Here is a 15,941-nt window from a genome sequence, read left to right on the forward strand (position 1 = left end):
ATGTGGATCATCGCTCCACACCGCGCCGGGAGGCTCTCGTCCTTTCCACGGCCATCGCTCACATTCCGCGATGCCTGGCGGTGGTCAGCCGGATCCGGCCACCGCCAGGGGATGGGCGGGCAGGACCGGCCCCTCCCCCAGGTCGCCGGGATCCTTGCCGAAGCGGAGATGAGAAGCCGAGCGCGGTGCGGGTCATCCCGCGGGTGCCCTCAGTCCACGCAGAGACAGAACGGGTGCCCGGCCGGGTCGAGATAGACCCGGAAACTGCCGTCCTCGCTCGGCTGGTGCGCGTGTTTGACGGCGCCCAGCGCGAGCACCGCGGTCTCGGCCTCGTCCAGGTCGTCCACGGTCACGTCCAGGTGGAACTGCTGGGGCTTGTCGGGGTCGGGCCAGTCCGGCGCCTGGTGGTCCTCGGCCAGCTGGAAGCAGAGCCGTCCCGGCTGCCCGTTGGTGACCACCACCCAGTCGTCTTCGACGCTGGTGATCTCCCAGCCCAGGAGCGCACTGTAGAAATCAGCGAGACGTTTGGGATCGGGACAGTCGACAACAACCGATCGCATCCGCGCGATTGCCATGTTTCCTCCTTAGATAACACCATCAAAGCTATTATGAAGGTGTCTCGTTGAGGCTTCAACAACGTTGGCACCCATCAGCCCGAGCGCGCAAGGCACCCCGGCCCAGCGCCACCATCGCGGCTTTCATCCGTGCTTCCCCGGCATACGGGCCGAAACCCGGCCACCGCCTCCGCGCCCGATGCACCCCGCGCAGCGATCGCGACCCGCGGCGGCAGCCGGTCCGGCGAACGCATGCGGGAGAGGGAGTCACCTGATCGACAACGAATGCGGGAGAATTACCCCATGGCTGTCAGCTCGTTCATGGTTCCCCTGGGCACCCAGGCTCCCGACTTCGACCTGCCCGCGATCAACGGGGGCCGGGTGACCCTCGGCGACCTGAAGGGGGCACCCGCGACCCTGGTGATCTTTCTGTCCAACCACTGCCCCTACGTCAGGCGGATCGAGAACGGCATCGCCGCCTTCGCCGCCGACTACGCCGGGAGGGTCGCCACCGTCGCCATATCCAGCAACGACGTGGCGAACTATCCCGACGACAGCTCCGCCAACCTCCTGGAACAGGCCGGCCGGGCCGGATTCGCCTTTCCCTACCTCGTGGACGAGACGCAGGAGGTGGCCAAGGCCTACCGGGCGGCCTGCACGCCGGACTTCTTCCTTTTCGACGGCGATCTCAAGCTGGCCTATCGAGGTGAGTTCGACGGTGCCCGCCCGAGAAACGACATCCCCGTGACCGGTTCGTCCCTGCGGACGGCCGCGGACGCCATACTCGCCGGCGAGCCGGCCCCCGCCCAGAATCCCAGCCTGGGCTGCGGCATCAAGTGGAAGCCCGGCAACGAGCCGTTCTGATCAGTTCAGCGAGCCCTGAAGGGCGAACCGGATGGCCATCAGCAGTTCCCAAGGCTCGCCGGCCTCCCAGGAACGGATGATCCTCGCGATCTGGTCGTCGGGCTCGAAGTCGTTGAACCCATGGGGGCCGAAGCAGCCGGCCTCCATGAGGACGGTCACAAGGGGGTCGTCGTCGCCGAGAGCCTCGGTGTAGGCCGCCGCGTCGAGCAGGGCGAGGGCCGCGCGAGCGTTACGGCCTCCGTCACGGACCTCTACCCGATCCAGCTTCCGTCTGCCCTGAACGCGCAGATATTCGGCCAGAGATTCGATCCTGCTCATGACCTCTCCAGATTCCCGCACTTTGCGTCATGACATCATCACCCAAGGTGATGAGCAATTGTGGGATCTTCCTGAAGTCAGCCCAAACAAAGGCCCCGGAAACTTTCGCGAAACGGTCATGCGGGATTATTAGCCTGTTGATTCCGATGACCGATGGGTGTTTACGTGAGTGACTTCGACGACCTGCTGGCCGCCAACGAAGAGTTTTCAGCCACGTTCACCGACGCCGAGCTGACCGGCACGGCGGCACGCGGCCTGGCAGTGGTCACCTGCATGGACTCCAGGATCGACCCGCTGGGGCTGTTCGGCCTGAAGCCCGGTGACGCCAAGATCCTGCGCAACGCGGGAGCCCGGGTCACCGACGACGTGCTGCGAACACTCGTGCTCGCCGTCTACCTCCTGGGCGTGAAACGTGTGCTCGTCATGCCGCACACCGACTGCGGTATGGCGAAGGTCACCGACGACGACGTGCACAAGCTCGCCGCCGAGCACGGCGTCGACACCCGGAGCCTGGAGTTCCGCACCGTCCCCGACCAGGGCGCCGCCCTGCGCCACGATCTGACGCGTGTCAGAACCAGCCCGTTCCTCCCGCCGGACCTGGCCATCGGCGGCGCCATCTACGACGTGCGCACCGGAAAGATCACACCGATCGACATGTGACGCCCCGCCGGGCACGCCTCGATCTCGACATGGGACGCCCGCCGGGCACGCCGCCCGGCGGGACGTCTAGGCGTCGATGTGGTCGCGGTCGACCTCGGCCGCGCTGCCCACGATGAATTCCCTTCGGGGAGCCACGTCGCTGCCCATCAGGAGGTCGAAGATGCGCTCGGCCCCTTCGATGTCTTCGATGCGGACCCTGCGCAGGGTTCGGTGGCGAGGCTCCATGGTCGTCTCGGCCAGCTGGTCGGCGTCCATCTCGCCCAGGCCCTTGTAGCGCTGCACGGGGTCCTTCCACCGCTTGCCGCGGCGCTCAAGGTCGCGCAGGACCCGATGCAACTCCGCGTCGGAGTAGCAGTAGACGTATTTGTCCTGGCCGCGCCCCGGGTTCGTGATCTCGATCCGGTGCAGCGGCGGGACCGCGGCAAAGACCCGGCCCGCCTCGACCATCGGCCTCATGTAGCGGTGGAACAGGGTGAGCAGCAGGCAGCGGATGTGCGCGCCGTCGACGTCGGCGTCGGCCATCAGAATGACCTTGCCGTAGCGTGCGGCCTCGATGTCGAACGAACGCCCCGACCCCGCGCCGATGACCTGGATGATCGCGGCGCACTCCGCGTTCTTGAGCATGTCGGCGACGGACGCCTTCTGCACGTTCAGGATCTTGCCACGGATCGGCAGCAGGGCCTGGAACTCCGAGTCTCGAGCCGCGCGGGCGGTGCCCAGTGCCGAGTCTCCCTCGACGATGAACAGCTCGCTGCGGTCCACGTCGTCGCTGCGGCAGTCGACCAGCTTGGCGGGCAGCGCGGAGTTCTCCAGGGCGGTCTTGCGCCGCTGGTTGTCGCGGTGCTCGCGAGCGGCGATGCGGGCCTTGGCCGCCGCGACGATCTTCTCCAGAGCCGCCCGCAGCTGCGGCTTGAGAGCGCGCGACGGGTTGGCGAACAGCTCCTTGAGCTCACGGGAGACGACGTGGGAGACGATCCGGGAAGCCGCCGAGGTGCCCAGCACCTCCTTGGTCTGCCCCTCGAACTGCGGCTCGGGCACCCGGACGGTCACCACCGCGGTGAGACCCTCCAGGATGTCCTCCCGGGTGACCGGGGCGTCGCCGTTCTTCAGCAGGCGGGTCTCGCGCAGCTGCTCGTTCAGCGTGCGGACCAGGGCCCGCTCGAAGCCGTTGACGTGGGTGCCGCCCTTGGGGGTGGCGATCACGTTGACGAAGGACCGGACGGTGGTGTCGTAACCCTTGCCCCAGCGCAGCGCGACGTCCACGGTGAGCTCGCGCTGGACCTCGGTGGGGGTCATGTGCCCCAGATCGTCGAGGACCGGCACGGTCTCGTGGAAGTGGCCGACGCCCTGCAGGCGCAGCACCTCGCAGACGGCCTCGTCGCGGGCGAGGAACTCGGTGAACTCCGAGATGCCGCCGTCGAAGTGGAACTCGTCCTCGACGGCCTCCTCGCCACGGCTGTCCCGTACGGCCAGGGTCAGGCCGGGGACCAGGAACGCGGTCTGGCGGAGGCGGACGTGGATCTCGTCGAGGGAGACCTCGGCATCGGGCAGGAAGATCTGGCGGTCCGCCCAGAAGCGGACGCGGGTGCCGGTGACCTTGCGGGCGAGCTTGCCGCCGTCGCGCAGGCCGGACTTCTTCTTGAACTTGGCCGTGGGCCCGTCGCCGTCGAAGGCGCCGGGGACGCCCCTGCGGAAGCTGATCTCGTGGATCTTGCCGTCACGGTCGACCTCGACGTCCAGCCGGGAGGACAGGGCGTTGACCACGGAGGCGCCGACACCGTGCAGACCGCCCGAGGCGCCGTAGGAGCCGCCTCCGAACTTTCCGCCCGCGTGCAGCTTGGTGTAGACGAGCTCGACTCCGGCCAGACCGCTCTTGGGCTCGATGTCCACCGGGATGCCACGGCCGTTGTCGCGGACCTCGATCGAGCCGTCGGCGTAGAGCTCGACCTCGATGCGAGTGCAGTAACCGGCCAGGGCCTCGTCGACCCCGTTGTCCACGATCTCCCAGAGGCAATGCATGAGACCGCGACTGTCGGTGGACCCGATGTACATGCCCGGGCGCTTGCGGACGGCTTCGAGACCCTCCAGCACCGACAGATGACGAGCTGTGTAACTCGTCTCCGCGCTAACTGCGGTCACACCCACTCCCACTCTGCTCGAACACGTGTGCGCAGCTTACCGTTCTTCGCGCCGTGGCGCGTACAAGCTTGCCATCAGGTCGCTAACAGTGTTACTTCCGGCGTGCTCGCCGTTACCTCCGGCCACTTTCCGCTCTCGGCGTAGCGAGGGGCCGGTTGGGAACGTTCGCATCCGGTTAGATGTTCTCTCAAGTGACTGACGCCAGATCCTCCATACGGGGATGACCTGAAAGGCGATACGTGACTGGAACCCTCGCCCCCGCCAAGCAGCTGAAGGCCACGGACCGCTGTGACCGGTGCGGCGCCCAGGCTTACATCCGCGCGACCCTGCCCGTAGGTGGAGAGCTGCTTTTCTGCGCCCACCACGGGCGCCAGCACATAGCCGTGCTGAGAGACAAGGGCGCCGACATCCAGGACGAGTCGGCACGCCTCAGCGACACCCCTTCTACCGCGAGCAACGACGAACGGTAGGGGTCATCGGACCCGATAGTGATATCGGGCCGACACCGTGAACCCCTGCCGCTCGTAGAGCGACCGGGCCTCGGTGTTCGACTCCACCACAACCAAATATGCCTGCCGCGTGCCCTGCTCCCGTGCGTACGAGAGCAGGGCGCGCAGTATCTCCCGCCCGTGGCCCTGGCGCCGCGCGTGCGGCATTACGGCCATGCAGTAGATCCCGAACCACTCCCCCTGCACCACGCCCCGTCCTACGGCCTGCCGGCCCAGCGAGGCGTACACGCCGGGCACACCGGTGAGGATCCGGGCGGCCGTCGTCAGACCGTCGTCGCCATGCCTGCCGTCCACGCTCCACCAGGTGTCCAGCCATGCCTGTGACGGCGCCCGCGTGAGCGTGACCTCTTTTTCTTCGGCTTTCCCATCAGCCGGTACGGCGGGCCCCAACGGCGCCGTCATCACCAGCGTGGGGTCGACCATCCGATAACCGCGCACCCGCAGTGAGGCGTCCAGCCCGGTGGTCGCGCCCATGCCCATGGAGAACACGCACGGCAGCCCCCGGGCGGCGTAGAACCGCTCCGCCTCGTCGATGGCCGCTTCCATGTCTTCCCGCTCCCCGAGCGGCAGCACCGAGTTGGCGCGTTTGGTCACTCCGCCCGCGGCGCGCAGGGTCCAGCCGCCCGCATCCACCCGCTGGACGGCCGGCCACGCCTGGTCGACAAGCCTGTCGAAGGTTTCATCAGCCATGCCGGGGGATCCTAGCTCCCGGCTGCCGCACTACGCTCGGTGACCGTGCTTATTCTGCTACCCCCGTCGGAAGGGAAAGCCGGGCTGGGCAACGGCCCCTCCCTCGATCTGTCCCGTCTGAGCTCGCCATCTCTGACCCCCGCCAGGGAAACCGTCCTGGAGGCGCTCATCGCGCTGTGCGATGGGCCCGAGGCTCAGGCCGTGCTCGGGCTGTCGCAGGGGCAGCTCGGCGAGATCGGCAAAAATCGTGATCTGCGGACCGCGCCCACACTGACGGCCGCCGAGCTCTACACCGGAGTCCTCTACGACAATCTCGGCCTGGCCTCGCTGTCCCGCGAGGCGGCCGAACGCGCGGCGCGGAGCATCCGGATCTTCTCCGGGCTCTGGGGGCTGCTGCGGATCACCGACCGGGTACCGCCGTACCGGCTGTCCATGGGCGTGAAGCTGCCGCCGATCGGCGGGCTGGGGGCCTACTGGCGCCGATCGATCACCCCGGTCCTCGACGCCGAACCCGGCCTGGTCGTGGACCTGCGCTCCAGCACCTACGCGGCGGCCTGGCAGGCCGGCGACCGGTCGATCGCCGTGCGAGTGCTCAAGGACGGCAAGGTCGTCAGCCACATGGCCAAGGCCACCCGGGGTGCGATCGCCCGCTCCCTCCTGGAGGGAGGCTGCGATCCGCAGACGCCGGAGGAGTTGGTCAAAGTTCTGGACAGCCTTGGTCATGTTGTCGCCCTCGGCGCGCCGCCCGGCGGCAGGCGGCCGTGGACCCTCGACGTCATGGTCTGATCTTCGAGCGCGTTCCGGCCCGATCGCCCCCCGCAACGGCACAGGGCTCACGCCGTACGACGTGAGCCCTGTGCCGGAGGAGATATCTCAGTCCAGGTAGTCGCGCAGGACCTGGGACCGGGACGGGTGGCGCAGCTTGGACATGGTCTTGGACTCGATCTGCCGGATGCGCTCACGCGTCACCCCGTAGACCTTGCCGATCTCGTCCAGGGTCTTCGGCTGGCCGTCGGTGAGGCCGAACCGCATCGAGACCACGCCCGCCTCGCGCTCGGACAGCGTGTCCAGAACGGAGTGGAGCTGCTCCTGGAGGAGCGTGAAGCTGACCGCGTCGGCCGGGACGATCGCCTCGGAGTCCTCGATGAGGTCACCGAACTCGCTGTCGCCCTCCTCACCCAGGGGGGTGTGCAGGGAGATCGGCTCGCGGCCGTACTTCTGGACCTCGACGACCTTCTCGGGGGTCATGTCGAGCTCGCGGGCCAGCTCCTCCGGAGTGGGCTCGCGGCCGAGATCCTGCAGCATCTGCCGCTGCACGCGGGCCAGCTTGTTGATCACTTCGACCATGTGGACCGGGATGCGGATGGTCCGCGCCTGGTCGGCCATGGCACGGGTGATCGCCTGCCGGATCCACCAGGTGGCGTAGGTGGAGAACTTGTAACCCTTGGTGTAGTCGAACTTCTCGACCGCGCGGATCAGACCCAGGTTGCCCTCCTGGATCAGGTCCAGGAACAGCATGCCGCGGCCGGTGTAGCGCTTGGCCAGCGAGACCACCAGGCGGAGGTTGGCCTCCAGCAGGTGGTTCTTGGCCCGGCGGCCGTCCTCGGCGATCCACTCCAGCTCCGCGCGCACGTCCACCGGAAGCTTGTCGCCGTCGGAGCCGAGCTGCTCCTCGGCGAACAGGCCGGCCTCGATCCGCTTGGCCAGCTCGACCTCCTGCTCGGCGTTGAGCAGGGGGACCTTGCCGATCTGCTTGAGGTAGTCCTTGACCGGGTCGGCCGTGGCACCGGCGGCGGCGACCTGCGGCACGGGGGCGTCGTCATCGTCGTCGGAGAGGATGAGGACCTCGTCCTCGTTCTGCCCGACGGCCTCGGCCTTGGGCTCTTCCTCTTCGGCTTCGACCTCGATCTCGGCGTCGACCTCGACTTCGGCGTCGACCTCGGCTTCCAGGTCGAAGTCCTCGATCTCGACGTCCTCAAGATCGATGACCTCGTCGTCCTCACCCTCGGCCGGCTTGGGCTTCGGTTCGGACTTGAGCGTGGGCGAAGCGGCCTCGGGCCCGGCCTTCTTCGGCGGGGCGGGGACCGGCTTCTTGGCAGCCGGGGCGACCTTCTTGGCCGGGGCCGCCGGCTTCTTGGCCGCGGGGGCAGGCTCGGAGCCGCCGACGACCGCGGTGACGGTCTCCGGCTGCTCCTTTGCCGCCGCGGCGGTCTTGGTCTTCTTGACTGGGGCGGGAGCGGCGGGGGTACGGCGCTTGGTCGAAGTCCGAGACTTCTTGGGAGCCGCGGAGTCCTCAGCAGTCAGTCGTACGGTGATGCCCTCTTTGCTGAGGCTGCGCAGGATTCCAGCGACCTGCGCCATCGGAATGTCCGCTTCCTCGACGGCCTTGCGGACATCCTCGGACTCGAGGAACCCCTGCGAGCGTCCCCGCTCCATCAGCTGCTGAATGACGGGCTCGTTCAGCTCGGATGGCTTCGAGCGAGTCGAACTTGCAGGCGACACGAACACCTCTCGAAGGAAAGCGTGACGAGAATGGACCCAGATGCCCTCTAGGGGCAGCTACCTCTAGTTGTGATGGACGAGGCCGCGCGAACCGCGACGCACCTGTCCAGCATTGTGACACGACACCGTGATCCATACGGCCGCCTCCTGGCGGTTGCCCTCCACCCTAGGCCGACCAAGAGAGTAGTGCGTACGGAAGCGAGGCACCGATACCCGAAAGCAACCGTTATGACTGTTTCATTCAGTCACTCTTCGTGGTTGGAGGAACATGAATCGCTAGCACCGTGACGTCATCATCCTGCTCATATCCCGACAGCATCCGATCAACCAGGAAATCCAGCAACATATGAGGACTTCCAACAACTTCCGGCGGCGCTTCGGTAACAACAGAGCAAAGATCAGCGAGTCCGGCATCCAGCCCACGCTTCCGGTTCTCCACCAGACCATCCGAATACAGGACGGCGGTGTGTCCGGGCGGGACGCAGAACCGGAACTGCCTGCGGCTGGTCGGCCAGCCGAGCGGGGTGCCCGGCTCGCCCTCGCACAGCGAGGGCACGCCCTGCGGGGAGACCAGCAGGGGCGGCGGGTGACCCGCCAGCGCCAGCGTGCCCTCGCCCGTGCCGGGCTCCACGACCATGTAGGCGAGGGTGGTGACCTGCTCTTCCTCCTCCGTGGCCTCGAAGACCCTGTCCAGGCCGGTGAGAACGGCCGCGGGCGGCGGATTGGTCAGCGCCAGGGCCCGCATGGCGTTGCGGATGCGGCCCATCCCTGCCGCGGCCTTGACGCCCTTGCCCATGACGTCGCCGACCACCGCCGCGACCCGGCCGTCCTGCAGCACGAACGCGTCGTACCAGTCGCCGCCGACCTGCACGTGGCGGCTTCCCGAGCGGAAGCGCTGGGCCAGCACCAGGCCGCGCACCACCGGCAGGCGGTCGGGCAGCAGGCTGCGCTGGAGCGTCTCGGCGGTGCGGTGCTCCCGCTCGAACAGGGTGGCCCGCTCGACGGCCAGGGCGCACTGGCCCGCGAGCGCCTCCAGGAATACGCCGTCCTCCTGCGAGATCTTCTGCGGGCGGGTGAAGGAGAACCTCAGCGCGCCGAGCGCGCGTCCCGCGGCCAGCAGCGGCAGGCCCACCCAGGCTCGCTCGTCGCTGTGGTCGATGAAGCCGATGATGGCCTCGTCGTCGCCTCCGGCGTCCACGAGCTGGGAGCGCAGGCTTTCGGGCGACTCGGCGAAGACCGGACGGCGGCTGTTCACCGCCATGGTCATCACGCTGGAGTGCGACAGCGGGATCTCGTCGCCCGGCGCGCCGGGGACATCGGGTATGCCACCGCTGTTGACCAGCTTCAGAGCCGCCCGCTCGACGTCGAGCAGGGCCACGGCCGAACGGTCGGCGGCCAGCGCCGTACGGCCCACGTCGATGATGACCTGGACGACCTGCTCGACGGTGAGCGCCTCGGCGAGCAGCGCGGTGGCACCCTGCAACCGCGCCGTCCGCAGGGCGGCCGCGCCGAGCTGGTCGGTGAGCCGGCCGCGCATCTCCTCGGCCTCGCGCTGCGGGGTGACGTCGGTGTTGGCGCCCACCCACTCGACCACCCGGCCGTGCCGGATGATCGGAACCGCGCGCACCTCGAAGTGGCGATAGCCGCTGGCCCGGGTGCGGACCCGGTAGTTCCACTCGAACATGGTCCGGCCGCGCAGCGCCTCGCGCCAGGCTTCCTCGGTGTGCGGGCGCTCGTCGGGGTGGACGGCCTCCAGCCAGCCATGAGCGAGATATTCTTCCAGGCCCTGGCCGGTGATCGCGCGCCATTGCGGCGCGTCCTCCATCACGGCTCCGGTGGGAGCCGTGATCCACACGAGCTGGGACTGGGCTTCGACCAGGGAGCGGTAACGTTCTTCGCTGCGCCGCAGGTCTTCCTCGACCTGCCTGCTTTCGGTGATGTCGACGCCGACCAGGCAGATCGCGCGAAGCGCGCCTTTGTCATCGCGAACCGGGGAGAACGTGAGCGACCAGTGGTGGGTGCTTCCGTCGGCCGTGCGCACCCGGATCCGCTGGTCCGCCTCGACCTCGGCCCCCGCGGCGATGCCGCGGAGCGAACCCTCCAGGAGCGCGGCGAGGTCGGCGGAGAGCACCTCGCCCGGAGTCCGGCCGACCAGGCGCTCGGCGGGAAGGCCGACCACGCCGGCGAAGACCTCGTCAACCCGCTGGAAGCGGCCGTCAGGATCGAAGAACGCGAAGGCGAACGGCGACTGCAGCAGCAGGCCCTGTAACAGGTTGGAGTCCGAGATGTCCACACCCGACTCCCGGGGACGGGGCACGGAGGTCTCGGCGCTCATGGTCGGCACCTCCGTCGCGTGCCAGTGTCTCCCACGAGGCACATCTCCAAACTTGCGAATTGGCGTAGCGCAGCTCCGGGGGACCGGATCCTGCAGTACATCATCGGCGATGGGTACGTGCGGACGGAAGCCCCGCCCATGATGCGGTCAATGCATCCTGCGAACCTCTCCGGTCCGGAGGCCAGGGTCTCCACGCTAACGCGCCGGATGCCCGGTGCGGGCATCGCCCGACCGGCATCCCGCCGAAGCCGGAGGGGGGCGCCGTCCTTCGCCGACCGGAGCCCGACGTCGCTCCCACCGCCTTCCCGAAACGCCAGCCTGATCACCGCTGACGCCTTCGAACGTTTGCGGCCAGGACCCTAGCAGGATCAAGCCGGACCGTCCCGACAACTGCCCACCTCGTCTCCGCCGACGCCCCAAACAAGATCAGGCTACTGACTCGCCCCCGATTTGGCTTCCCCTTCGCGGACACTCGTTTACCGCCCTGTCGACAAATCCAGTCAAGGTATGGGTCAACCTGGCATGTCGCTCTTGGAAAGGGTTGACACTGGCGCGATAAGTTGTGGAATGAGAACGCACGTCCGCGCCGTCCATCCGGGGGATGTCCTCCCGGAAAACCGGAGGAAATGCGACGCCCATGCCCGCTCTCGCCATCCGCTTCACCGGCGGTACAACGACGTTCCATGATCCGGTGAGCGCCCGTTTGGCCGCCGAGTTCCTCACCGTTCCCTCCGGCACCGTGGCCCGGTGCGTGGCCGACGTATGGGCCTGCGCCGAGCACCTGGGCGTCGAGGCCACACCCGAGGTGGTCGAACGCGTCGCCCGCGAGCATCTGCTCGCCCTTGTCAACTCCGCGCCGCCACCGCGAAGTCCCCGGTAACATCGGGATCACCGGGCCGCGTCCTACGCACCGTTTAGCCCGGGAATGCGAGAAGGTTGGGACGTGAGCGAGCGGAGCGAGCGAGCCAATCAGCGCAGCGGCACTGGGCTCATACGGCCGACGGAGGAGGCTGCTTGAGCCGGCGACACCGTCGAGGCCCCAGAGAGAGCCAGTCTCCGGACGAGGTGTTCTCCGAGATGTTGCTCGCTGCTCGCGAGCTGCTGGCCGTGCGCAGCCCGCTGGACGCCGAGCTCATGGTCTCGGACATGGTCGGGGCCTGGTGGGGACGCCGGTTGAGGGGCGGGGACGCCGAGCAGGTCCTCGGTGAGGGTCTGGTCGACTACGCGGCCAAGGCCGGATCCCCGGCCGCGCTGACCCTGCTGATCGCGCTGGCCTATCTCGGCACCGCCCGCCAGGCCGCCAAGGCCGAGGGCGCGGCGCTGGCGCTCATGGAGCGAGACGTGGCCAGGCCCCGCTGGGCCGACCGGCTGGGTGTGGTCAAGCCGACCGGCTGCTTCGTCTCCCGCGACGCCTACGGCGACCAGGACACCGTGGTGTGCACTTTCGGCTACCGGGGCGCCGACAGCGGCGAGGAGCGGCACGCGCTGGTCATGGTCGTGGACTACAACATGCGGGGCATCGCCCGCGACACCTGGGTCTCCTCACACGTGGACAAGCTGCTGGCGCAGGCCAGGGCCGAGGCCGAGGCCAACCCGATGCTCAGGTTCGAGGAGATCGAGCCGCAGCAGGCCAGAGCGCTGCTCGAATCGGCCATGAAGGCCACCGTGGAGTACGGCAACCGCAAGACGACCGCGCCGGTCAGCGAGAGCTACAGCGCCTACCACGCCTTCGCCCGCTCCCGGATCAAAGCGCTGCCGCCCGGCCGTAAGCGCCCGGCCCCGCTGCACAGCGAGGCCCCCTACAGCCGCGACCGCAGGGCGATGCTGGCGGCGGAGTTCCTCTCCTCGGACGCGGCCGAGCACCTTTCGGACCCCTCTGCGGCCTCGCGATGCGCCGACCACATCATCGACTACGGCTGTGACCAGGATTTCGGCCGCCCGTTGCGGGTAAGCCCGACCAAGTGTGAGACGTTCCTGCTCGACTGGCTGCCGCGCAAGGTGATGCTCAGCCCCGCCGAGCAGGAGGCGATGCCGTACGTGCTGGGCGCCTGGGCGCGTTTCGCGGCGCGCCGGAGCGGGCTGTCCGACGAGGGCCTGCGCGCCACGCTCGACGGGATCTGGGAGGCGACGGCCCGGTTCGCCGAGGCCTACCGCGACCCGACCACCTTCGGTCTCGACCGCGACCTGCTGGAGCGGCTGCTGCCCGACGGCGACCTGTCGGCGCTGGCCCGGCGGGTGTTCGCGTTCCCGTTCCTGCAGGGCACGCACGGCGAGATCAAGCTCGACCTGCTCAACCCGGCCGACGAGGCGGACCGGCGGATCCTGCTGGGGATCGACCACGGCGGCGAGCTCGACCGGCCGGACTACGACGAGCACCTCGCCTGGCACGAGGAGATCGCCGGCCGGCTCTGGGAGGGCGACCCCCCGCAGCTGTGGGAGGCCGCCCAGCGGCTGCTGGATCTCGGTCACGACCGGCACGAGGTGCTGCACGTGCTGATCGAGATCGCCGAGCGGATCGGCGACGACCCCGAGGAGCTGGCCATCGCCCTCGACGACATCGCGGACATTCCCGACGAGCCTCCTGTGTAGGTGAGCCATGATGATCGACCTCAATGCTGACCTGGGTGAAAGCTTCGGCATCTGGCGACTGGGCGACGACATGGCCCTGCTCGACGTGGTGACCAGCGCGAACATCGCCTGCGGGTTCCACGCCGGTGACCCGTTGACCATCCGGCGCACCTGCGCGGCCGCGGTGGACCGGGGCGTGCTGATCGGGGCCCAGGTGTCCTACCGTGACCTGGCCGGATTCGGGCGGCGCGAGATGGAGATGGATCCCGAGGAGCTCTGCGCCGAGGTGCTGTACCAGCTGGCCGCGGTGGACGGGATCGCCAGGGCGATGGGCGACCGGGTCTCCTACGTCAAGCCGCACGGCGCCCTCTACAACCGGATCCACCGCGATCCCGAGCAGGCCGAGGCGGTCGTGGCGGCCGTGGCCGACTACGACCGCAGCCTCCCGGTGCTCGCCCTGCCAGGCTCGGCCGTCCACCACATCGCCGCCAGGGAAGGCGTCACCACCGTCGTCGAGGCCTTCGCCGACCGCGCCTACACCGCCACGGGCGCCCTGGTCTCCCGCCGCTCTCCCGGCGCGGTGCTGCACGACCCCGACACGGTCGCGGCCCGGGCCGTGCGCATGGCCACCGAGCGGATGGTGACCGCCGTGGACGGCTCCCAGGTCCCCGTGGAGGCCCGTTCGATCTGCGTGCACGGCGACACCCCTGGGGCCGTGCTGCTGGCGCAGGCCGTCCGTGACGGCCTCGTCGCGGCCGGGGTGACGCTCAAGGCGTTCGCTTGACGTCCCCGGAACATCCGGTGATCCGCCGAGCCGGCGAAGACGCCCTGCTGGTGGAGACCGGCTCGCTGGAGGTCTCCCACCGGCTGGACGCCCTCCTGCGGGCCGAGCGGCCGGCCGAGGTGGTCGAGATCGTGCCCGGGCCCGCGACCGTCCTCGTCACCGCGCCCGGTGCCGACCTGTCCGGGCTCCGGTCCCGGCTCTCCGGTCTCCTGGGTACGGCACGCGCCGCCGGCGCCGGGAGCGCCGCGCCCGGCAGGACCGTGACGATCCCGGTGGTCTACGACGGTGCCGACCTCGATGACGTGGCCGCGCTGAGCGGGCTGCCGGCGGAGGAGGTGGTCCGGCGGCACACGGGGCGGGAGCTCGTGGTGGGCTGGCTGGGCTTCGCCCCGGGGTTCGCCTATCTCGTCGGGCTGGATCCGGTGCTGCACGTGTCCCGGCTGCCCACCCCGCGGACCTCGGTGCCCGCCGGGGCCGTGGCGATCGCCGGGCCGTACTCGGCGGTCTACCCCTCGGCCTCGCCGGGCGGCTGGCGGCTGCTCGGCCGCTCCCTCATGACGGTGTGGGACGTGACGGCCGATCCGCCCGCCGTGCTCACCCCGGGCACGCGGGTGCGTTTCCAGGCGGTCACCGGCCCATGATCGAGATCATCTCGCCGGGACCGTACGCCACGGTGCAGGATCTCGGCCGCCCGGGCTACGGCCACCTGGGTGTGCCTCGCTCCGGGGCCGCCGACGCGCCGAGCCTGCGGCTGGCCAACCGGCTGGTCGGCAATCCGGAAAGCGCCGCCGGGATCGAACTGACCTTCGGCGGTGCCCGGTTGCGCTTCACCGCCGGGGCCTGGGTCGCCGTCACCGGCGCGCCCTGCCTCCTGGAGTCGCTGCCCGCCGGCCGGACCGCCTCACCCGGGATGGGCGCGCCGTTCTGGGTTCCGGCCGGTGGCGAACTCCTGACGGCGATCCCCTCCACCGGGCTGCGGACCTATGTCGCCGTCCGGGGCGGCGTCGACGTGCCCGTCGTCATGGGGAGCCGGTCGACCGACTCGCTCTCCGGTCTCGGCCCTCCCCCGCTCCGTCCCGGCACGATCCTGCCCGTGGGGCCGGCCGGCACCCTGCCTTCCATCATCGTGGACGCGGCGCCGCCGCCCGGAGCTCCGACGAACGTGCTGCGGGTCCTGCGGGGCCCCCGCGACGACTGGTTCGCCCCCGGCGCGCTGGCCGTCCTGTGCGCCGGGCCGTACGAGGTGAGCCAGGACAGCAACCGGGTCGGCGTACGGCTGAGCGGCGCCTGCCTTGAGCGCTCCCGCCAGGGGGAACTGCCCAGCGAGGGGATGGTCGCCGGGGCCGTGCAGGTGCCGCCCAGCGGTCAGCCGATCGTGTTTCTCGCCGATCACCCGCCGACGGGCGGTTATCCGGTCATCGCCGTCCTCATCTCGGCGGATCTCGCCAAAGCCGCTCAGCTCCGTCCCGGCGACCAGATCCGTTTCCACCTCGGCTGACCGGCCGGCGCCTTCGTGATCACATCGCCCGGCCATGGGGCGGATCAGGCGCGGCCGGGCTCCAGCAGCCGCTGTTCGTCCGCGACCCTGGTGTCGTAGTCGGACCGGGCGGCCGCGATCTCGTTCTGGTGCTCCTCGGTCCATATGACCAGCGACTTGATGACCTCATGCAGCGTCATGCCGAGCGGGGTCAGCTCGTAGTCCACCCGGGGCGGCACGACCGGGTAGACGGTCCGGCGCACGAGGCCGTCGCGCTCCAGCTGGCGCAGAGTGACCGTGAGCATGCGCTGGCTCACCCCGTCGATCTCGCGGCGCAGCTCGGTGAAGCGCATGGTACGGCGGTCCAGCAGGGCGATGACCAGAAGCGACCACTTGTCCGCGATGCGGTCGAGGATCTGGCGGACATCGCAGTCGGCCCTGGTGTCCCACTGAATGACCTGGTCGTTCTCGGTTCCCGTGCAGTAACTCGGTGCCTTCGAAGTGCCATCTTCCATGCTCATCAATGGTGACGCATGATGCT

Annotated in this window: 16 protein-coding genes; 9 read left to right on the top strand and 7 right to left on the bottom strand. The window is 69.2% G+C overall.

Going from position 1 to position 15,941, the window contains the following annotated elements; translation table 11 throughout:
- Positions 1–209: 209 nt before the first annotated feature.
- Positions 210–575, bottom strand: a complete 366-nt coding sequence (locus ACFY2X_RS19070; RefSeq protein ID WP_389939785.1) for a VOC family protein — start codon at positions 573–575, stop codon at positions 210–212.
- 282 nt (positions 576–857) lie between these two features.
- Between ACFY2X_RS19070 and ACFY2X_RS19075 the strand changes: the two genes are divergently transcribed.
- The gene (locus tag ACFY2X_RS19075; protein WP_389939786.1) at positions 858–1,418 is read left to right on the top strand and encodes a thioredoxin family protein; all 561 of its coding nucleotides are present in this window, start codon (positions 858–860) and stop codon (positions 1,416–1,418) included.
- Here the strand turns inward: ACFY2X_RS19075 and ACFY2X_RS19080 are convergent, their stop codons facing one another.
- Entirely contained in the window at positions 1,419–1,736 is a 318-nt protein-coding gene (locus ACFY2X_RS19080) for a hypothetical protein (protein WP_389939787.1), read from the bottom strand.
- A gap of 153 nt (positions 1,737–1,889) precedes the next feature.
- Between ACFY2X_RS19080 and ACFY2X_RS19085 the strand changes: the two genes are divergently transcribed.
- The gene (locus ACFY2X_RS19085; protein ID WP_389939788.1) at positions 1,890–2,396 is read left to right on the top strand and encodes a beta-class carbonic anhydrase; all 507 of its coding nucleotides are present in this window, start codon (positions 1,890–1,892) and stop codon (positions 2,394–2,396) included.
- Positions 2,397–2,462: 66 nt separating this feature from the next.
- Here ACFY2X_RS19085 and ACFY2X_RS19090 read toward each other — a convergent pair whose 3' ends face one another.
- Positions 2,463–4,535: a type IIA DNA topoisomerase subunit B gene (locus ACFY2X_RS19090; RefSeq protein ID WP_389939789.1), complete on the bottom strand. Its 2,073-nt coding sequence runs from the start codon at positions 4,533–4,535 to the stop codon at positions 2,463–2,465.
- 239 nt (positions 4,536–4,774) lie between these two features.
- Here ACFY2X_RS19090 and ACFY2X_RS19095 point away from each other — a divergent pair, with 239 nt between their 5' ends.
- Complete coding sequence (locus ACFY2X_RS19095) at positions 4,775–5,005, top strand: hypothetical protein (RefSeq protein WP_389939790.1); 231 nt, start codon at positions 4,775–4,777, stop codon at positions 5,003–5,005.
- A gap of 3 nt (positions 5,006–5,008) precedes the next feature.
- On the opposite strand, the gene ACFY2X_RS19100 is transcribed toward ACFY2X_RS19095, so the two are convergent.
- Positions 5,009–5,734: a GNAT family N-acetyltransferase gene (locus ACFY2X_RS19100; protein ID WP_389939791.1), complete on the bottom strand. Its 726-nt coding sequence runs from the start codon at positions 5,732–5,734 to the stop codon at positions 5,009–5,011.
- Between the two features lie 45 nt (positions 5,735–5,779).
- Between ACFY2X_RS19100 and yaaA the strand changes: the two genes are divergently transcribed.
- Positions 5,780–6,520 (top strand): peroxide stress protein YaaA, encoded by a 741-nt coding sequence (gene yaaA, locus ACFY2X_RS19105; protein WP_389939792.1) that lies wholly within the window; start codon positions 5,780–5,782, stop codon positions 6,518–6,520.
- Positions 6,521–6,607: 87 nt separating this feature from the next.
- Here yaaA and ACFY2X_RS19110 read toward each other — a convergent pair whose 3' ends face one another.
- Together ACFY2X_RS19110 and ACFY2X_RS19115 are read right to left on the bottom strand one after the other, a co-directional pair.
- A complete protein-coding gene (locus ACFY2X_RS19110) occupies positions 6,608–8,236 on the bottom strand; it encodes an RNA polymerase sigma factor (RefSeq protein ID WP_389939793.1) in 1,629 nt (542 codons plus the stop codon).
- Positions 8,237–8,477: 241 nt separating this feature from the next.
- Positions 8,478–10,571 (bottom strand): SpoIIE family protein phosphatase, encoded by a 2,094-nt coding sequence (locus tag ACFY2X_RS19115; protein ID WP_389939794.1) that lies wholly within the window; start codon positions 10,569–10,571, stop codon positions 8,478–8,480.
- A 637-nt stretch (positions 10,572–11,208) separates the two neighbouring features.
- Here ACFY2X_RS19115 and ACFY2X_RS19120 point away from each other — a divergent pair.
- The 5 genes from ACFY2X_RS19120 (at position 11,209) to ACFY2X_RS19140 (ending at position 15,421) form a co-directional block, all read left to right on the top strand.
- Positions 11,209–11,451 carry a hypothetical protein gene (locus tag ACFY2X_RS19120; RefSeq protein ID WP_389939795.1) on the top strand — a complete coding sequence of 81 codons (243 nt, stop codon included), beginning with the start codon at positions 11,209–11,211 and terminating at the stop codon, positions 11,449–11,451.
- A 197-nt stretch (positions 11,452–11,648) separates the two neighbouring features.
- The gene (locus ACFY2X_RS19125) at positions 11,649–13,160 is read left to right on the top strand and encodes a hypothetical protein (RefSeq protein ID WP_389939796.1); all 1,512 of its coding nucleotides are present in this window, start codon (positions 11,649–11,651) and stop codon (positions 13,158–13,160) included.
- 7 nt (positions 13,161–13,167) lie between these two features.
- On the top strand, positions 13,168–13,923 hold the full coding sequence (locus ACFY2X_RS19130) for a LamB/YcsF family protein (protein ID WP_389939797.1): 756 nt from the start codon (positions 13,168–13,170) through the stop codon (positions 13,921–13,923).
- A complete protein-coding gene (locus ACFY2X_RS19135; RefSeq protein WP_389939798.1) occupies positions 13,920–14,564 on the top strand; it encodes an allophanate hydrolase subunit 1 in 645 nt (214 codons plus the stop codon). Before ACFY2X_RS19130 ends, ACFY2X_RS19135 begins: the two co-directional genes overlap by 4 nt.
- Positions 14,561–15,421 carry a biotin-dependent carboxyltransferase family protein gene (locus tag ACFY2X_RS19140; RefSeq protein WP_389939799.1) on the top strand — a complete coding sequence of 287 codons (861 nt, stop codon included), beginning with the start codon at positions 14,561–14,563 and terminating at the stop codon, positions 15,419–15,421. Before ACFY2X_RS19135 ends, ACFY2X_RS19140 begins: the two co-directional genes overlap by 4 nt.
- A gap of 44 nt (positions 15,422–15,465) precedes the next feature.
- On the opposite strand, the gene ACFY2X_RS19145 is transcribed toward ACFY2X_RS19140, so the two are convergent.
- A complete protein-coding gene (locus ACFY2X_RS19145; protein ID WP_389939800.1) occupies positions 15,466–15,915 on the bottom strand; it encodes a winged helix-turn-helix transcriptional regulator in 450 nt (149 codons plus the stop codon).
- Between the last annotated feature and the right edge of the window lie 26 nt (positions 15,916–15,941).

The sequence above is a fragment of the Streptosporangium sp. NPDC000396 genome (genome assembly GCF_042898655.1).
Classification (GTDB): domain Bacteria; phylum Actinomycetota; class Actinomycetes; order Streptosporangiales; family Streptosporangiaceae; genus Streptosporangium.